Here is a 17,091-nt window from a genome sequence, read left to right as displayed (position 1 = left end):
ACTATTTGACCTCGACCACAGTGCCCTGCAAACGCTGCAAGGCTTCGTTCACCGCTTGCGGCATGAGCTGGCGCAGGCAGTTGTAATGACCAAAGCGACACTTGCGATCGAAGCACGGACTGCATTCGATGCCCAGGCGCACGATCTCGACGTGCTCGGCCAGTGGCGGCGTGAAACCCGGTGACGTCGAGCCGTAGACTGCCACCAACGGGCGATTCAGCGCAGCGGCGACGTGCATCAGGCCGGAGTCGTTGGACACCACTGCGTCGGCGCAAGACATCAGGTCGATGGCTTCGGCCAGGGAGGTGCCGCCACTGAGGTTCACCGACTCTTCACGCAGACCGGGAATCAGCCGCGAACGGATGTCTTCGCCGACAGCGTGATCGTTTTTCGAACCGAACAGCCAGACTTGCCAGCCTTCGCGGATCTTCGCTTCGGCAACCTTGGCATAGTGCTCGGACGGCCAGCGCTTGGACTCGCCGAATTCGGCGCCGGGGCACAGCGCCAACACCGGGCGGTCGAGGGCCAGGTCGAACTTGGCCATTGCCGCTTCGCGAGTGACCGGGTCAATCTGCAAGCTCGGCCGTGGATAAGGTGTCGGCAGCTCGGCACCGGGCTCGTAAGCCAGGGCCATGAAGCGTTCGATCATCAGCGGGTAACGTTCTTTATCCAGCGTGCGCACGTCATTGAGCAGGCCGTAGCGGAATTCGCCACGCCAGCCGGTGCGTTTCGGGATGCCGGCGAAGAACGGCACCAATGCCGACTTCAGAGAATTGGGCAGCAGGATCGCCTGGTCGTACTGGCCGGCCAGGGATTTGCCGATGCGCCGACGCGTCGCCAGCTCCAAAGCACCGTGACCGAGCGGAAAGCTCAAGGCCTGGCGTACTTCGGGCATGCGTTCAAGAATCGGCCGGCTCCACTCGGGGGCCAGCACGTCGATTTCGCATTGCGGGTGGCGCTGCTTGAGACACTGAAACAGTGTCTGCGCCATCACCATGTCACCGACCCAACTGGGCCCAACGATCAGAATTTTCATGTGGTTTCCATAAACGAGCCGGGGAGGCTTTATGCCTCCCCGTCTCGAGAATCAGCTTAGCCCCAGCTCGCGCCAGATCCGCACTACCTGCCGCCGTTCGTCCACGAACTGGTCGCCCGGTATCACCCCGGCGTCCTTCTGCAAGGCCTGCCGGTGAGCGGCTGAACGGTAGGCTTTATAGGCCTCGCGTAACAGGCTGGCGTCTTCGACGGGTATCAGCCCTTCCTCCTCCAGCCCTTCCAGAATGCGGATATTGTCAGTCCAGCGCAGCAATGGCGGGTGCGATTCGGACCACGCCAGGGCCGCGTATTGCACCATAAATTCAATATCGACGATACCTCCGGCGTCCTGCTTGAGATCGAACGGCGCCGTGGCCTCGAAGGCATTTGCTCCGGTGCCCGCCGCGGTGCTCTTGCTGCCAAGGTTATCGCGCATTTTGGCGCGCATCTCGCTGACCTCCTGGCGCAAGGTCGCCAGGTCCCGCGGCTTGCCCAATACCGCCGCGCGGACTTTCTCGAACGCTTGGCCGACGTCCGGACTGCCCACCAGCACCCGCGCCCGCACCAGCGCCTGATGTTCCCAGGTCCAGGCTTCATTTTCCTGATACCGGGCAAACGCACCGAGCGAACTCACCAGCAACCCCGACGCGCCGGACGGCCGCAGACGCATGTCCACTTCATACAGCTGACCAGAGTTGGTCTGGGCCGTGAGCAAGTGAATGATCCGCTGGCCCAGCCGAGTAAAGAATTGCGCGCCGTCGATAGGCTTCGGCCCGTCGGTTTCCGCCTGCGGGTCGCCATCGTGGATGAACACCAGGTCCAGGTCCGAACCATGCCCCAGTTCCAGACCGCCGACTTTCCCGTAACCGACAATGATGAAGCCAGGATCACACAAGGTGCCGTCGGTACGCAGCGGCGTACCGTATTTGGCCACGGTCTGGCGCCAGGCCAGGGCCAGCACTTGTTCCAGGATCGCTTCGGCGAGCCAAGTCAGATAATCACTGACCTTCATCAACGGCAAGCTGCCGGCGATTTCCGAAGCGGCGACCCGCAAACGGTGCGCCAGTTTGAAATGTCTCAGCGCTTCCATCTGTTGCTCGAGATCGTCTTCAGGAATCCGCGTCAAACGCTCGCGCAACTCGGCGGTCAGTTCCGGCGCCAGCGGCGGCTTGAACAGCCGACCTTCGTTGAGCAATTCGTCGAGCAGCAGCGGGAAGCGGGTGATCTGTTCGGCGATCCACGGACTCGCGGCGCACAAGGTCAACAAACGTCGCAGCGCGCCGGGATTCTCGGTCAGCAACACCAGATACGCGGAACGACGGGCCACGGCTTCCACCAGTGGCAATACCCTTTCCAGCACCAGATCCGGATTGGCGTGCTCTACGGCCTGAGCCAGCAGCCGCGGAATAAAGGCATCGAGGCGTTCGCGCCCCAAGCGTTGCATCGCCCGCAACTGCGGGCTGCTGCGCAAACCGGCCAACGCTTTCAGGGCTTTGGTGGCATCGGCGAAGCCGCCCTCTTCCAACTGGCGGCAAGCGGCCTCTTCATCCTGAGCCTCTTCCCACAACGGCAGCCATTCGCCGCCGACCACCACTTCGCTTTCGGTGCCTTCCTCTTCGTCGGGGTCGGCAATCACCTGCCCGAAGTGCCAGGCCACGCGACCTCGCCAATACATAAGTTGTTCGTGGAAAGCCGCCCAATCGGCGAAGCCCAACATAAAGGCGATGCGCGCCTGATCCTGAGCGCCGTCCGGCAACATCTGGGTCTGGCGATCGGCGATCGCCTGGATCGCGTGCTCGGTGTACCGCAAGAATTCGTAGCCTTCGCGCAGTTCGCTGATCACCGCCGGTGGCAGGTAACCCTGACCTTCCAAGGTGCTCAGTACTTTTAATAGAGGACGTTGCTGCAAGCTCAGGTCGCGGCCACCGTGGATCAGCTGGAATGCCTGGGCGATAAATTCGACTTCACGAATGCCACCGGAGCCGAGTTTGATGTTGTCGGCCATGCCCTTGCGCCGGACTTCCTGCTGAATCAGCTGCTTCATGGTCCGCAGCGCTTCGATCGCCGAGAAGTCGAGGTAACGCCGGTAAACGAACGGCCGCAGCATGTCTTGCAATTGCGCACCGGCCACTTGATCGCCGGCCACCACCCGCGACTTGATCATCGCGTAGCGTTCCCAGTCGCGGCCCTGATCCTGGTAATACTGCTCCAGCGCGTTGAAGCTCAGCACCAATGCGCCGGCCGAACCGTAAGGCCGCAGGCGCATGTCGACGCGGAATACAAAACCGTCGACGGTCATCGGGTCCAGGGCCTTGATCAGGCGCTGGCCGAGACGAATGAAGAACTCCTGGTTATCCAGCGAGCGTTTGACGCCGACGGTTTCGCCGCCCTCGGGATAGGCGAAGATCAGGTCGATGTCCGACGACAGGTTGAGTTCCACCGCGCCGAGCTTGCCCATGCCGAGAATGACCATTTGCTGCGGCTCGCCGCTGCGCCGGCCGGTCGGCACGCCGAACTGCTGGCAGTGCCGCGAGTACAACCACTGATAGGCCTGATCGATGCTGGCATCGGCCATGTCCGAGAGGTCGCGGCAGGTCTGGATCAGATCACACTGACGCGTCAGGTCGCGCCAGATGATCCGCACTTGATGACGGGTACGTTGACGACGCAGGGCGCGACCGAGCCCATCGTCGGTTTCTGCTGCATTCACCGCTGCCGCCATCTGTGCGCACAGCTCGCCGGGCGCAAAACTTCGGTCCAGCTCACCGGACTGCACCAGCTCCAGCAACATCAGTGGGTCACGGACACTTTGTTCAATCACGAAGTCGCTGGCAGCGGTGACGCGGGCAAATTGTGCCCAGCGTTCAGGCGTCCAGCCGGCCAGGTCATGATCGTCGGGAAGCACCGCGACGGCCGTACGGAACGACTGCTCGGCGCGGGTGACAAACGGCAGGAGGATGCCAGGCAGTTCGGCAAGCGAAGGGAGGCTCATGGTCTATCCTTGATCGGCGTGTAGAGGGCTGCATGTAGTGATTCGCGAGAATGCACTACCTGATCGACTGTCGAACAAAGGTTAGAAATAGCTGAAATTTCTTTATTTTTGGCAGACAGCATCAAGCTTTCACCTTTTCTGGTTGGCAAAAGACCAACCTTAACGATTATTCTCACAACGCAGCTGGAGGCCACAAGCCGCTCATCTGTAGTTTTACTACTCGTATATACATTCGAAAGGCTGAAATGCCCGATGATTTGTAGTAAAACTACACGCCGCCGGAACAACCTCTCGGCAATCCAAGAATTTATATCGTCTGCCCACAAGGCCAGTCGCAAACTCAGGCAACCGATTCTGGAAGCCTTTCCGCCCTGGAGCAAGCCATGCAAGACCTCGATCCCGTCGAAACCCAGGAATGGCTGGACGCCCTGGAATCGGTTCTCGACAAAGAAGGCGAAGACCGCGCTCACTATCTGATGACCCGTATGGGCGAACTCGCAACCCGTAGCGGTTCGCAATTGCCTTACGCCATCACCACGCCATACCGCAACACCATTCCCGTTACCCACGAAGCACGCATGCCTGGCGACCTGTTCATGGAACGCCGCATTCGCTCGTTGGTACGCTGGAACGCGATGGCCATGGTGATGCGTACGAACCTGAAAGATTCTGACCTGGGCGGTCACATCTCCAGCTTCGCCTCCAGCGCAACCCTGTACGACATCGGCTTCAACTATTTCTTCCAGGCCCCGACCGACGAACACGGCGGCGACCTGATCTACTTCCAGGGTCACACCTCGCCAGGCGTTTACGCCCGTGCGTTCATGGAAGGCCGCATCACCGAAGACCAGATGAACAACTTCCGCCAGGAAGTCGACGGTCAGGGCCTGTCGTCCTACCCGCACCCTTGGCTGATGCCTGATTTCTGGCAGTTCCCGACCGTATCCATGGGTCTGGGCCCGATCCAGGCGATCTACCAGGCACGCTTCATGAAGTACCTGGAAGCCCGTGGTTTTATCCCTGAAGGCAAGCAAAAAGTCTGGTGCTTCCTGGGCGACGGCGAGTGCGACGAGCCGGAATCCCTGGGCGCGATCTCGCTGGCTGGCCGCGAGAAGCTCGACAACCTGATCTTCGTTATTAACTGCAACCTGCAGCGCCTTGATGGCCCGGTTCGCGGCAACGGCAAGATCATTCAGGAACTCGAAGGCGTGTTCCGCGGTGCTCAGTGGAACGTGACCAAAGTCATCTGGGGCCGTTTCTGGGACCCACTGTTGGCCAAAGACGTCGACGGTATCCTGCAACGCCGCATGGACGAAGTCATCGACGGCGAGTACCAGAACTACAAAGCCAAAGACGGCGCGTTCGTTCGTGAACACTTCTTCAACTCGCCAGAACTCAAGGCGATGGTTGAAGACTTGTCCGACGACGAGATCTGGAAACTCAACCGTGGCGGTCACGACCCGTACAAGGTCTACGCGGCGTACCACGAAGCGGTCAACCACAAAGAACAACCGACCGTCATCCTGGCCAAGACCATCAAAGGTTATGGCACCGGTGCCGGCGAAGCGAAGAACACTGCGCACAACACCAAGAAAGTGGATGTTGAAAGCCTGAAGCTGTTCCGCGATCGTTTCGACATTCCGGTTAAAGACTCCGAGCTGGAAAGCCTGCCGTTCTTCAAGCCAGAACCCAACAGCGCCGAAGCCCGTTATCTGAGCGAGCGCCGTACTGCATTGGGCGGTTTCGTACCACAGCGTCGCGCGCAGAGCTTCAGCATTCCGACCCCATCGCTGGACACCCTCAAGGCCATTCTTGATGGTTCGGGCGACCGTGAAATTTCCACCACCATGGCGTTCGTGCGGATCCTCGCGCAACTGGTCAAGGACAAGGAAATCGGTCCGCGCATCGTCCCGATCATCCCGGACGAAGCCCGTACCTTCGGTATGGAAGGCATGTTCCGCCAGTTGGGCATCTACTCGTCCGTCGGCCAGCTCTACGAGCCAGTCGATAAAGACCAGGTGATGTTCTACCGCGAAGACAAGAAGGGCCAGATCCTCGAAGAAGGCATCAACGAAGCGGGCGCCATGAGCTCCTTCATCGCTGCCGGTACTTCGTACTCCAGCCACAACCAGCCAATGCTGCCGTTCTACATCTTCTACTCGATGTTCGGCTTCCAGCGTATCGGCGACCTCGCCTGGGCCGCAGGCGACAGCCGTACCCGTGGCTTCCTGATCGGTGGCACCGCCGGCCGGACCACGCTGAACGGCGAAGGCCTGCAACACGAAGACGGTCACAGCCACATCCTGGCTGGCACCATCCCGAACTGCCGCACCTTTGATCCAACCTACGGCTACGAGCTGGCGGTGATCATCCAGGACGGCATGAAGAAGATGACCGAAGAGCAGCAGGACATCTTCTACTACATCACCGTGATGAACGAGTCCTACCAGCAGCCAGCCATGCCGGCCGGTGTCGAGGAAGGCATCGTCAAGGGCATGTACCTGCTCGAGGAAGACACCCGCGAAGCGGCGCACCACGTTCAGCTGATGGGCTCCGGCACCATCCTGCGCGAAGTTCGCGAAGCGGCGAAAATCCTGCGTGAACAGTTCAACGTCGGCGCTGACGTGTGGAGCGTTACCAGCTTCAACGAACTGCGGCGCGATGGCCTGGCCGTCGAGCGCAGCAACCGTCTGCACCCGGGCCAGAAGCCTAAACTGAGCTATGTCGAAGAGTGCCTGAACGGCCGTCAAGGTCCGGTCATCGCGTCTACCGACTACATGAAGCTGTTCGCTGAGCAAATTCGTCAGTGGGTCCCGTCCAAGGAATTCAAAGTCCTGGGCACCGATGGTTTCGGCCGCAGTGACAGCCGTAAGAAGCTGCGTCACTTCTTCGAAGTCGACCGTCATTTCGTGGTGTTGGCAGCCCTGGAAGCCTTGGCTGACCGTGGTGATATCGAACCTAAGGTGGTGGCTGAAGCCATCGCCAAGTTCGGGATCAACCCGGAAAAACGCAACCCACTGGACTGCTGAGGAGACACTCTGTGAGCGAACTCATTCGCGTACCTGACATCGGCAGCGGTGAAGGTGAAGTAATCGAACTATTTGTGAAGGTCGGCGACCGCATCGAAGCCGACCAGAGCATCCTGACGCTTGAGTCGGACAAGGCGAGCATGGAAATTCCTGCGCCCAAGGCCGGCATCGTCAAAAGCCTGAAAGTAAAAATCGGCGATCGCCTGAAAGAAGGCGACGAACTGCTGGAGCTGGAAGTCGAAGGTGCCGCTGCTGTGGCCCCTGCGGCTACGGCTGCCGCTGCGCCGGCTGCCAAGGCTGAAGCAAAACCGGCAGCTGCTCCTGCCGCCGCGGCTCCAGCTCCAGCTGCCGCGCCTGCTGCTGCAACCACCCTGCAAGTGCACGTGCCGGACATCGGCTCGTCGGGCAAGGCCCAGATCATCGAGATCCAGGTCAAGGTCGGCGACACCGTCGAGGCTGATCAGTCGCTGATCACCCTGGAATCCGACAAGGCCAGCATGGAAATCCCTTCGCCCGCCGCTGGCGTGGTCGAAAGCATCAGCGTCAAGCTCAACGACGAAGTCGGCACTGGCGACCTGATTCTGGCGCTGAAAGTGGTAGGTGCCGCGGCACCGGCTGCGGCGGCACCTGCTGCCGCTGCTCCAGCGCCAGTCGCTGCGGCTCCGGCTGCACCGGTTGCCGACAGCGTTCAGGACATCCATGTCCCGGACATTGGCTCTGCGGGCAAGGCCAAGATCATCGAAGTCCTGGTCAAGGCCGGCGATACCGTTGAAGCCGATCAGTCGCTCATCACCCTGGAATCTGACAAGGCGAGCATGGAAATTCCATCGCCCGCCGCTGGCGTGGTGGAAAGCGTTTCCATCAAGCTGGATGACGAAGTCGGTACCGGCGACCTGATCCTGAAGCTGAAAGTCAAAGGCGTTGCGCCTGCTGCTGCCCCGGCTCCAGCCGCTGCTGCACCTAGCGCTCCAGCTCCAGCCGCCGCAGCGCCTGCCGCTCCGGCACCGGCCGCACCGGCTGCTGCACCGGCCAAGCCGGGCGCCAAGGTTCACGCAGGTCCTGCGGTGCGCCAACTGGCCCGTGAATTCGGCGTCGAGCTGAACGCCGTCGGCGCCAGTGGCCCGCACGGTCGCATCCTGAAAGAAGACGTTCAGGTCTACGTCAAAGCCATGATGCACAAGGCCAAGGAAGCACCGGTCGCTGCGGCTGGCGCAACTGGCGGCGCTGGCATCCCGCCGATTCCGGTCGTGGACTTCAGCCGCTTCGGTGAAACCGAAGAAGTGCCGATGACCCGCCTGATGCAAATCGGCGCGTCGAGCCTGCATCGCAGCTGGCTGAACATTCCGCACGTGACTCAGTTCGATTCGGCTGATATCACCGACCTGGAAGCGTTCCGTATCGCTCAGAAAGCCGTTGCAGAGAAGGCTGGCGTCAAGCTGACCATCCTGCCGCTGCTGCTCAAATCCTGCGCGCACCTGCTCAAGGAACTGCCGGACTTCAACAGTTCGCTGGCACCAAGCGGCAAGGCGATCATCCGCAAGAAGTACGTGAACATCGGCTTCGCCGTCGACACCCCTGAAGGCCTGCTGGTACCGGTCATCAAGAACGTCGACCAGAAGAGCCTGTTGCAACTGGCAGCCGAAGCCGCCGTGCTGGCCGCCAAAGCCCGCGACAAAAAGCTCACCGCTGACGACATGCAAGGCGCCTGCTTCACCATTTCCAGCCTCGGCCACATTGGCGGCACCGGCTTCACGCCGATCGTCAACGCGCCGGAAGTGGCGATCCTCGGTGTTTCCAAGGCAACCATCCAGCCAGTCTGGGACGGCAAAGCCTTCCAGCCGAAACTGATGCTGCCGCTGTCGCTGTCCTACGATCACCGTGTGATCAACGGCGCCGCTGCTGCACGCTTCACCAAGCGTCTGAGCGACCTGCTGGCAGACATCCGCACCATCCTGCTGTAACACCGGCCGGCCCTCCATCACCGGAGGGCCCGTCGCGTACCACGTTTTCCGAGCGCCACGCTCGTACCTCAACCCCGCCAGTTTGGCGGGGCTTTTTTTGCCTGGAAGAAAGCCACCCAACACCCCTTTCCTACATTCGCGGCTTACGTCGCCCACAACTCCAGTCCACTTCTTCTCGATATTTTTTGCGAACCAATAACTAAGCTTATTTCAACTAATTGTCGCTAAAACCCTTATCAACTTATTTTGCTTAGTTAGCATTACTTCGAATGGATTCGAACATGTTCAAACCGACTGTCGGCCCTATTATTGGCCACACTACAACTAATCATGCACGCATCTTCTTGCGCGGCGAACTTCAAAACCATGCGCCGGTATTTGCAGGCATTCGTTATCGCCGGCCTGGCGAAGAGCGCTGGTCCCACGGTGTATTTGCAAAGTTGACGATCTTGCGTGATATGTCCGATGTGATTGCACTCAACGACCTTGCCACCGATACCGAGTACGAATACCAGGCAGGCTGGTTCAGCCCCATGAGCCCGGTGCACACCGTGGAAACGGTTCAGGAACTGCCGCTGCAATGGCCGCGGGATATCTACCGGTTTCGCACGCAGTCCAGCAAATCCAAGATTCCAAGGGCCTATATCGTCGGCTCATGTCGTTACCTGCGCATGACCGCGGGCGTCCCGTCTGCACCGCATCTGGGGGACAGGATTTTCGCCTCGATCTCGAATCTGGCGCAGCAGGCCGAACCGCCCATCAGCGCCATGCTGATGACCGGCGATCAAATCTATGTCGATGACCTGAACGTCATTGCTCCCGACCGGGAATATAAGGAAATACTCAATAAGTACCGAGCAGCTTTTTCCCAACCCAATATTGCCAAGTTAATGTCCAGCGTGCCGACTTACATGATCCTCGATGATCATGAAATTGAAGACAACTGGCCCGCCAACGAAAGTAAGGCCGATGCCTATTTATACAAAAATGCCATGGCGGCGTATGAGTTGTATCAAGCCAGTCACAGCCCGGCGCATGAACTTCTTCCCAATGGGCAAATAAACAGAAAGCTGGAACAGTATTGGTATCAATTCGCCGAAGGCGATATCGAATGGTTTGTCACTGACAGTCGAACCCGACGCAACCTGTCGGCCAATGATCGACGCATCCTCGACGAAGAACAGGAACAGGCCTTGTGCAAATGGCTGATTCACAGCCCGGCCAGGGTGAAGTTCGTGGTCACCAGCGTGATGTTCTACCCCGACCGCAAAGCTCACGGCGATGACGCGTGGAAAGCCTTTCCCGAACAGCGTCTGCGGCTGCTGGAGACCATTCGTACACACCACATCAAGAACGTCTTCTTCGTTTCCGGCGATGTCCACGGCTCTTTGACGAGTCGTCTGACCCACAGCGAAGACCCGGACTTCGAGGTGCACACCATCGTCTCCTCACCCTTGTGCAACAGCAAACTACTGCCGTACGCCAAGGCCTCCACCTTCATCCTCGATCAACCATTGGCGCGAACAGCCGCCGGCGACTATCAGCATGAACTGACCAGCCAGGTGGTCAGCCAGGACAACTTTGCCCATATGATCGTCGATGCCGAACAGGTTCGTGTCAGCTATCACGACCGGGATGGCAACCTTTTGCAGTCGGTCGGCATAGCACTTCGGTGATCCCAAAAAGATCGCAGCCTTCGGCAGCTCCTACAGGCTGTACACCATCCCAACGAGCTGCCGAAGCCTGCGATCTTTTCGGTCAAAAACATTAGTTTCGGCCCTGCGCTGGAGAAATCTTCGCGCCTGCCGACATATTCTTATAGCACTTGGCCTTCATGTCTCTTGTCAGTCAGTGTCGCAATGATGCAACCTTGCCGCAGGTAACAGTAAAGAGGGCGAGAGCCCGGCGCGTTCAGCCTATTCGAAGCGAGTTTCCCTCCATATGAAGAGCCAACCCGATGCCGCCAGCCGTATGGTGGCCGAGGTAGTGACGCAGTTGCCTGTGCCCTCGCGGCTTGGCATGCTGCGTTTCGAACGGCTGAATGAAGCGAGCTGGGCGCTGCTGTTTCTTGATCCCAATTGCGAACGACAGTTCGGCCTGCCGGCCGTGGAGCTCTGTGCTCTGGTCGGCTCGCCCTACGCCAGTCTGATGGAGCCCGAAGCGCGCTATCAGCTGCATGACGCGGTTCAGCAGCAACTCACCGAAAGCCCGCATTACCTGATCCGCTACACCCTGCACACCGCCGCAGGCTCCTTGAACCTGCTGGAGCTGGGCGAAGCCTACAAACAACACAATCGACACCTGCTGCGCGGCTATCTGCTAGTGGTCGACGGCCTGTTCGAGGGCGAGCAACTGCTGCCGGTCCTGGACCTCGAAACCCAGAACTCTCGCCTGCAAATCGCTCTGGAACTCAATCAGCGCGCGCAGCAGGAACAGCTCCTGCACCTGGACCGGGTGCGCGCCCAGCAAGACTTGATCCTGCTGCTGACCCGCCAGCGCTATAGCAGCAACAACTCCCTGAAAGAAGCCGCCGAACTGATCACTCGCAGTGCCTGTGACATTTACGAAATCGACTGCGCCAGCCTGTGGAACCTCGAAGGTTCGCTGCTCGTGCCGATTTCGGCCTATCACCGCGCCAACCAGGAATACCTGCTGCCGGAGCCGATCGACGTCAGTAACTTCCCCGACTACGTGGAAGCCTTGCACACCGGCCGCGCCATCGACGCCCACAACGCCATGCGCGACCCGCGCACCCGGGAAATGGCCGAACACCTGCGCCCACACGATGTGAATGCGATGCTCGACGCCAGCATCCGCGTCGATGGCCAAGTGGTCGGCGTACTCTGCCTGGAGCAGACCGGTACGACCCGCGCCTGGCAATCGGACGAAATTGCTTTCGCCGGTGAGCTGGCGGATCAGTTTGCCCAAGTCATCAACAACCACAACCGTCGCACCGCCACCAGCGCCCTGCACCTGTTCCAGCGTGCGGTAGAGCAAAGCGCGAACGCCTTTTTGCTGGTCAATTGCGATGGCGTGGTGGAATACGTCAACCCGAGCTTCACGGCGATCACCCAGTACACCACTGAAGAAGTTCACGGCCAGCGGCTGTCGGAACTGCCGGCACTGGAAAACCTCAGCGAACTGTTATTCGACGCGCACTCGGCGCTGGCCAAGAGCAACAGCTGGCAGGGTGAGTTCAAAAGCCGCCGCAAAAACCTTGAACCCTACTGGGGCCAGTTGTCGATTTCCAAAGTCTACGGCGACAACCGCGAGCTGACGCATTACATCGGCATTTACGAAGACATTACCCAGACCAAGCTCGCTCAGCAGCGCATCGAGCGTCTGGCTTACACCGATAACCTGACCAACCTCGGCAACCGCCCGGCCTTCATCCGCAACCTCGATGAACGTTTCGCCCGAGACAGCGATACCCCGATCAGCTTGTTGCTGGTGGACATCGACAACTTCAAGCGAATCAACGACAGCCTCGGCCACCAGACCGGTGACAAACTGCTGATCAGCCTGGCCCGACGCCTGCGCAACAGCCTGAGCCCGAGTGGCAGCCTGGCGCGGTTCGCCAGTAACGAATTCGCCGTGCTGCTGGACGACACCGACCTGCGTGCGGGCCAACAGATTGCCAATCAATTGCTGGCGACCCTCGACAAACCGATGTTCGTCGACAACCAGCTGATCAGCGTCACCGGCTCCGTGGGCCTGGCCTGCGCGCCGTTGCACGGTCGCGATCCGCAAACCCTGATGCGCAATGCCGGCCTCGCGCTGCACAAGGCCAAGGCCAACGGTAAACATCAGGTCCAAGTGTTCACCGAAGCGCTGAACGCCGAAGCCAGCTACAAACTGTTCGTCGAAAACAACCTGCGCCGCGCCCTGACCCAGAACGAGCTGGACGTGTTCTACCAGCCCAAGCTCTGCCTGCGCAGCGGTCGACTGTTGGGGATGGAAGCGCTGCTTCGCTGGAACCATCCGGAAAAAGGCATGATCCGCCCGGACCAGTTCATCAGTGTCGCCGAAGAAACCGGGCTGATCATCCCCATCGGTAAATGGATCGCCCGCCAGGCCTGCCGCATGAGCAAAGACCTGACCGCCGCAGGCCTGGGCAATCTTCAGGTGGCAATCAACCTGTCGCCCAAGCAGTTCTCCGATCCGGACCTGGTGTCGTCCATCGCCAACATCCTCAAGGAAGAAGCGCTGCCGGCAAACCTGCTGGAACTCGAACTCACCGAAGGCCTGCTGCTGGAAGCCACCGAAGACACCCACTTGCAGCTCGATCAGCTCAAGCGCCTGGGCCTGACCCTGGCCATGGATGACTTCGGCACCGGTTACTCGTCGCTCAGTTACTTGAAAAAATTCCCGATCGACATCATTAAGATTGATCGAAGCTTCATCCACGAAATCCCCGACAATCAGGACGACATGGAAATCACCTCCGCGGTGATCGCCATGGCCCACAACCTGAAACTCAAGGTCGTGGCTGAAGGCATCGAAACTGCCGAGCAGTTGGCTTTCTTGCGCCGTCACCGCTGCGACGTCGGCCAGGGTTACCTGTTCGACCGACCGATCCCGGGCACCGAGCTGATCGAAAAGCTCAAGCGCTATCCGCGTGGCCCGATCGCCTGACATTCTTCAGTCATTGCACAAAACCCTGTGGGAGCGTGCCTGCTCGCGAAAGCGGTGTGTCAGGCAACAATGATGTCGACTGTCACGCCGCTTTCGCGAGCAGGCTCGCTCCCACAGGGATAATTGGGCAAACTGGCGGTCTGTCTACCTACATCCCCAACCTGACTGAGAGGACTGATCATGGTTCTGCGCTCGGAAATTCTGGTGAACAAAAACGTGCTCCCGACTAAAGAACAAGCTCTGCCTGGCCGCGAAACCCCAATGAACCTGCCGGAAAAACACTTCGTCCACGACGCCCCGCTGCTGGGCCCGTTCGTCACCGATGTGGATTTCGCGATCTTCGGCCTCGGATGCTTCTGGGGCGCGGAACGCAAGTTCTGGCAGCGTGAAGGCGTGGTCAGTACGGTGGTGGGTTACGCCGGTGGTTTTACGCCGAACCCGACGTATGAAGAAGTCTGCTCGGGCCTGACCGGTCACAGCGAAGTGGTTCTGGTGGTCTACGAGCCGGCAAAAGTCAGCTACGAAGAGCTGCTGAAGATGTTCTGGGAATTGCACAACCCAACTCAGGGCATGCGTCAGGGCAATGACATCGGCACGCAGTACCGCTCGGTGATCTATGCGACCAACCCGACGCAATTGGCTGCCGCCAAGCACAGCGAGCAGGTGTTCCAGGTCGAACTGACCAAGGCAGGCAAAGGCACCATCACCACCGAAATCGAAGAAGCGCCGACGGTCTACTTCGCCGAGGCTTATCACCAGCAATACCTGGCGAAAAACCCTGAAGGGTATTGCGGGATTGGCGGTACGGGCGTGACTTGCCCAATCTGACTTTCGGGCCCTGAAAGCATCGCGGGCAAGCCTCGCGCCTACGGTCACACCGACCTGTAGGAGCGAGGCTTGCCCGCGAAGGCGTCCTCTCAAACGCCATCAATGCATCTGATCAGGCGATCAACTCTCAGCAATCAACCAATCCATCTGCCAACCACCCTGGGTCTGCCCCAACTTCTTGGACAACCACGGCAGCAACTCACGCAATTCCTCTTCCAGCCCCCACGGCGGATTCGCAATCGCCAACCCGGACCCGTTCAAACTGTTCGGCGTATCCAGCGGATGCACCAGCAACTCCACCCGCAACAACTTCGGCGCGCCCGTACCCGCCAGATCCTGATAAAAACGACGCAACATGCGCTGGTCCTTCACCGGGTACCAGATCGCCGCTACGGTCTGCCGCATCCGCCCAATCGCCTCTTTCAGCGACGCCGCACAGCGCTGCATCTCATCCAGCTGCTCGAACGGCGGATCGATCAACATCACCGCCCGCTTCTCCTGCACCGGCAACATCGCACGCGGCACATGCCAGCCTTCACCCAGATGCACCTTCACCCGACGGTCGCCCGCCATATTATCTTTGAGCAACACACCGTCTTCCGGGTGCTTTTCGTTGAGCATCACCCGATCCTGCGGCCGCGTCAGACGCCGCGCCAACTCAGGCGACCCTGGGTAATAGCGCAACTGGCCATCCGGGTTCATGTCGTGCAGCACCTTCATGTAATCCGCGGTCAACGCCGGCAGATCCGGCTGATCCCACAAACGCGCAATACCTTCCAGGTACTCACCGGTACGGCTCGCCTGATCACCCTGCAGGTCATACAGACCAATGCCGGCGTGAGTGTCGAGATAGGCAAACGGCTGCTCCTTGCGCGACATCAAAGCGATGATGCGGGTCAAAGTCAGGTGTTTGAACACATCGGCGTGATTGCCGGCATGGAAGGCGTGACGATAATTCATGATTGCTCCTGCGAAGGGCGGGGAGTTTACCTTGTACCGAGGCGAACGTCAGGGCCTCACAGCCGAGCGGGCAAGCTGCCACACAACCTGTAGCAGCTGGCGAAGCCTGCGTTCGGCTGCGCAGCAGTCGTAAACCCTGCTTGCACGACGTGTCTGAAAAATCATGAGTGCTGATTTTACGACTGCTGCGCAGCCGAACGCAGGCTTCGCCAGCTGCTACAAAAACGTGCGTATCAACTTAACTGAACAGCATCAGCGAAAGCCCCCGGCCCTACTCCGAAGACCGCGCCTTCAATCGTCGCCCTAACACATCCAGCACATCACACCCATCCCGCAACGGAATGGCACAGAGCAAAGCAAAATCACTAAGAATGAAGGACTGACACTCGATCGAACCGCGCATGGACAAGTTCTCCATCACTTGGGTGACGGCGCGAATTCGGTAGTTGGCAGCGTCATACAAAACATCCAGCGGCGCTTGGGTGTCGACGAACAGGGTTGGCATGTCGTCGCAATTGCTGGTGAGCGCCATGAAGCGGCTTTGGGGATGGGGGGTTGGTTTTTCGTAGGGAGGATCGGGGTGAAGTGTTTTCATCGATTTTAGTCCTAACGTATGGATTGACGCCGCCAGAAATCGCTTCCACGCAATGGGTGGCGGCTGTACGCAGGTGTGGAAGACCGGGACGTTAGGCACCCGGCGCACTCGAAAGCGCCCCGCGCACAGCCACCATAAAACACAGACGATAAAACACGCCGAACTGGTGGCGCTTGATGCGCCTAACGATAGAAGGGCTTCCACGCCCTGTCACTGAATTTGCAGTGACAGCTAAGAGACTATCGATGAGGCGCGTTGCGCACCAGTTCATGGAAACCGCTACAACTTGAAGGAAACTTCCGACGACCTTGCCCGGAAATGTCGCGAATATCATCACAAAATTAAACAACGTCTAATCAGTCAGAAGTACTGGCGATCAATGCGCTAAAAGTCCGACGTGTGGGATTCCAGATCGTCAAACACCATACGCCCCACCATTCCAAGCCTTCATCAAAGTAATCGCTCCATGGCTCACGCCCTGGAATTGCGTCGTCATTATCAAGCCATTCCTTTTTAAATCCCTTAACCCAGTTAATTACGACGATATCATCTTGCTCTTCGAGCCCCAGAATTTGGCGCCACTCATGGAACAGTTCCTTCGCCTTGAGCTCTCCACCTTTGAATTCCGTGCCATAAGGCGGCTCTCTGAAATAACCATAAAGCGCCAGCGGCCCTCGTACATAACCATCGGTCAGAATCAGATTATGTATTTCTTCTTGGGTCAAAATAGTAGCAACGGCTTTATCCAGCTCCCAGCTGATAGCAGGATCTCCAGAACTTTTATATTCCGGATTCTTTATTAAACTGTTATGCCAATCCCATGAGTCTTTCATGAGTTTTTCGTGAAGCCTGACCAAGGCTTGTCGATGAATCGATTCGTTGACCTTCACACTCTCCTCAAGAGAGAGCACTACAAAATTAACAACACAGCCTGCGTCATCCATTCGTTCAAGCAAGGATGTAGTTTTTTCTTCTTCAATAACTTTCAACACAAACAAAACCCTCCCCAACCAAACAGATAAAAAAGATATATATCCATTTACTTCTAAATCAAAA

10 protein-coding genes are annotated in these 17,091 nt (G+C 58.7%); 5 read left to right on the top strand and 5 right to left on the bottom strand.

Features of this window, described 5'->3' with window-relative positions; translation table 11 throughout:
* Position 1: 1 nt before the first annotated feature.
* Positions 2-1,036: a lipopolysaccharide heptosyltransferase II gene (waaF, locus tag QFX16_RS02315; protein ID WP_283182674.1), complete on the bottom strand. Its 1,035-nt coding sequence runs from the start codon at positions 1,034-1,036 to the stop codon at positions 2-4.
* Positions 1,037-1,087: 51 nt separating this feature from the next.
* Positions 1,088-4,027, bottom strand: coding sequence for a bifunctional [glutamate--ammonia ligase]-adenylyl-L-tyrosine phosphorylase/[glutamate--ammonia-ligase] adenylyltransferase (glnE, locus tag QFX16_RS02310; protein ID WP_283182673.1), 2,940 nt, complete (start codon positions 4,025-4,027; stop codon positions 1,088-1,090).
* A gap of 383 nt (positions 4,028-4,410) precedes the next feature.
* Between glnE and aceE the strand changes: the two genes are divergently transcribed.
* From aceE to msrA, 5 genes are all read left to right on the top strand, one after another.
* On the top strand, positions 4,411-7,056 hold the full coding sequence (aceE, locus tag QFX16_RS02305) for a pyruvate dehydrogenase (acetyl-transferring), homodimeric type (RefSeq protein ID WP_283182672.1): 2,646 nt from the start codon (positions 4,411-4,413) through the stop codon (positions 7,054-7,056).
* A gap of 11 nt (positions 7,057-7,067) precedes the next feature.
* The gene (aceF, locus tag QFX16_RS02300; RefSeq protein ID WP_283182671.1) at positions 7,068-9,017 is read left to right on the top strand and encodes a dihydrolipoyllysine-residue acetyltransferase; all 1,950 of its coding nucleotides are present in this window, start codon (positions 7,068-7,070) and stop codon (positions 9,015-9,017) included.
* 281 nt (positions 9,018-9,298) lie between these two features.
* On the top strand, positions 9,299-10,693 hold the full coding sequence (locus QFX16_RS02295) for an alkaline phosphatase D family protein (protein ID WP_283182670.1): 1,395 nt from the start codon (positions 9,299-9,301) through the stop codon (positions 10,691-10,693).
* Between the two features lie 265 nt (positions 10,694-10,958).
* On the top strand, positions 10,959-13,652 hold the full coding sequence (locus tag QFX16_RS02290) for a putative bifunctional diguanylate cyclase/phosphodiesterase (RefSeq protein ID WP_283182669.1): 2,694 nt from the start codon (positions 10,959-10,961) through the stop codon (positions 13,650-13,652).
* 180 nt (positions 13,653-13,832) lie between these two features.
* Positions 13,833-14,480, top strand: coding sequence for a peptide-methionine (S)-S-oxide reductase MsrA (gene msrA / locus QFX16_RS02285; RefSeq protein ID WP_283182668.1), 648 nt, complete (start codon positions 13,833-13,835; stop codon positions 14,478-14,480).
* Positions 14,481-14,600: 120 nt separating this feature from the next.
* Here msrA and QFX16_RS02280 read toward each other — a convergent pair whose 3' ends face one another.
* The 3 genes from QFX16_RS02280 to QFX16_RS02270 form a co-directional block, all read right to left on the bottom strand.
* Positions 14,601-15,440, bottom strand: coding sequence for a 23S rRNA (adenine(2030)-N(6))-methyltransferase RlmJ (locus QFX16_RS02280; RefSeq protein WP_095127455.1), 840 nt, complete (start codon positions 15,438-15,440; stop codon positions 14,601-14,603).
* 271 nt (positions 15,441-15,711) lie between these two features.
* Complete coding sequence (locus QFX16_RS02275; protein ID WP_223432808.1) at positions 15,712-16,035, bottom strand: hypothetical protein; 324 nt, start codon at positions 16,033-16,035, stop codon at positions 15,712-15,714.
* A 356-nt stretch (positions 16,036-16,391) separates the two neighbouring features.
* Positions 16,392-17,027, bottom strand: a complete 636-nt coding sequence (locus QFX16_RS02270; protein WP_283182667.1) for a hypothetical protein — start codon at positions 17,025-17,027, stop codon at positions 16,392-16,394.
* Positions 17,028-17,091: the final 64 nt, after the last annotated feature.

It is taken from the genome of Pseudomonas svalbardensis (assembly GCF_030053115.1).
GTDB lineage: Bacteria > Pseudomonadota > Gammaproteobacteria > Pseudomonadales > Pseudomonadaceae > Aquipseudomonas > Aquipseudomonas svalbardensis.
Note: the sequence above shows the minus strand (reverse complement) of the source record. Positions and strands in the feature narration are given on the sequence as shown.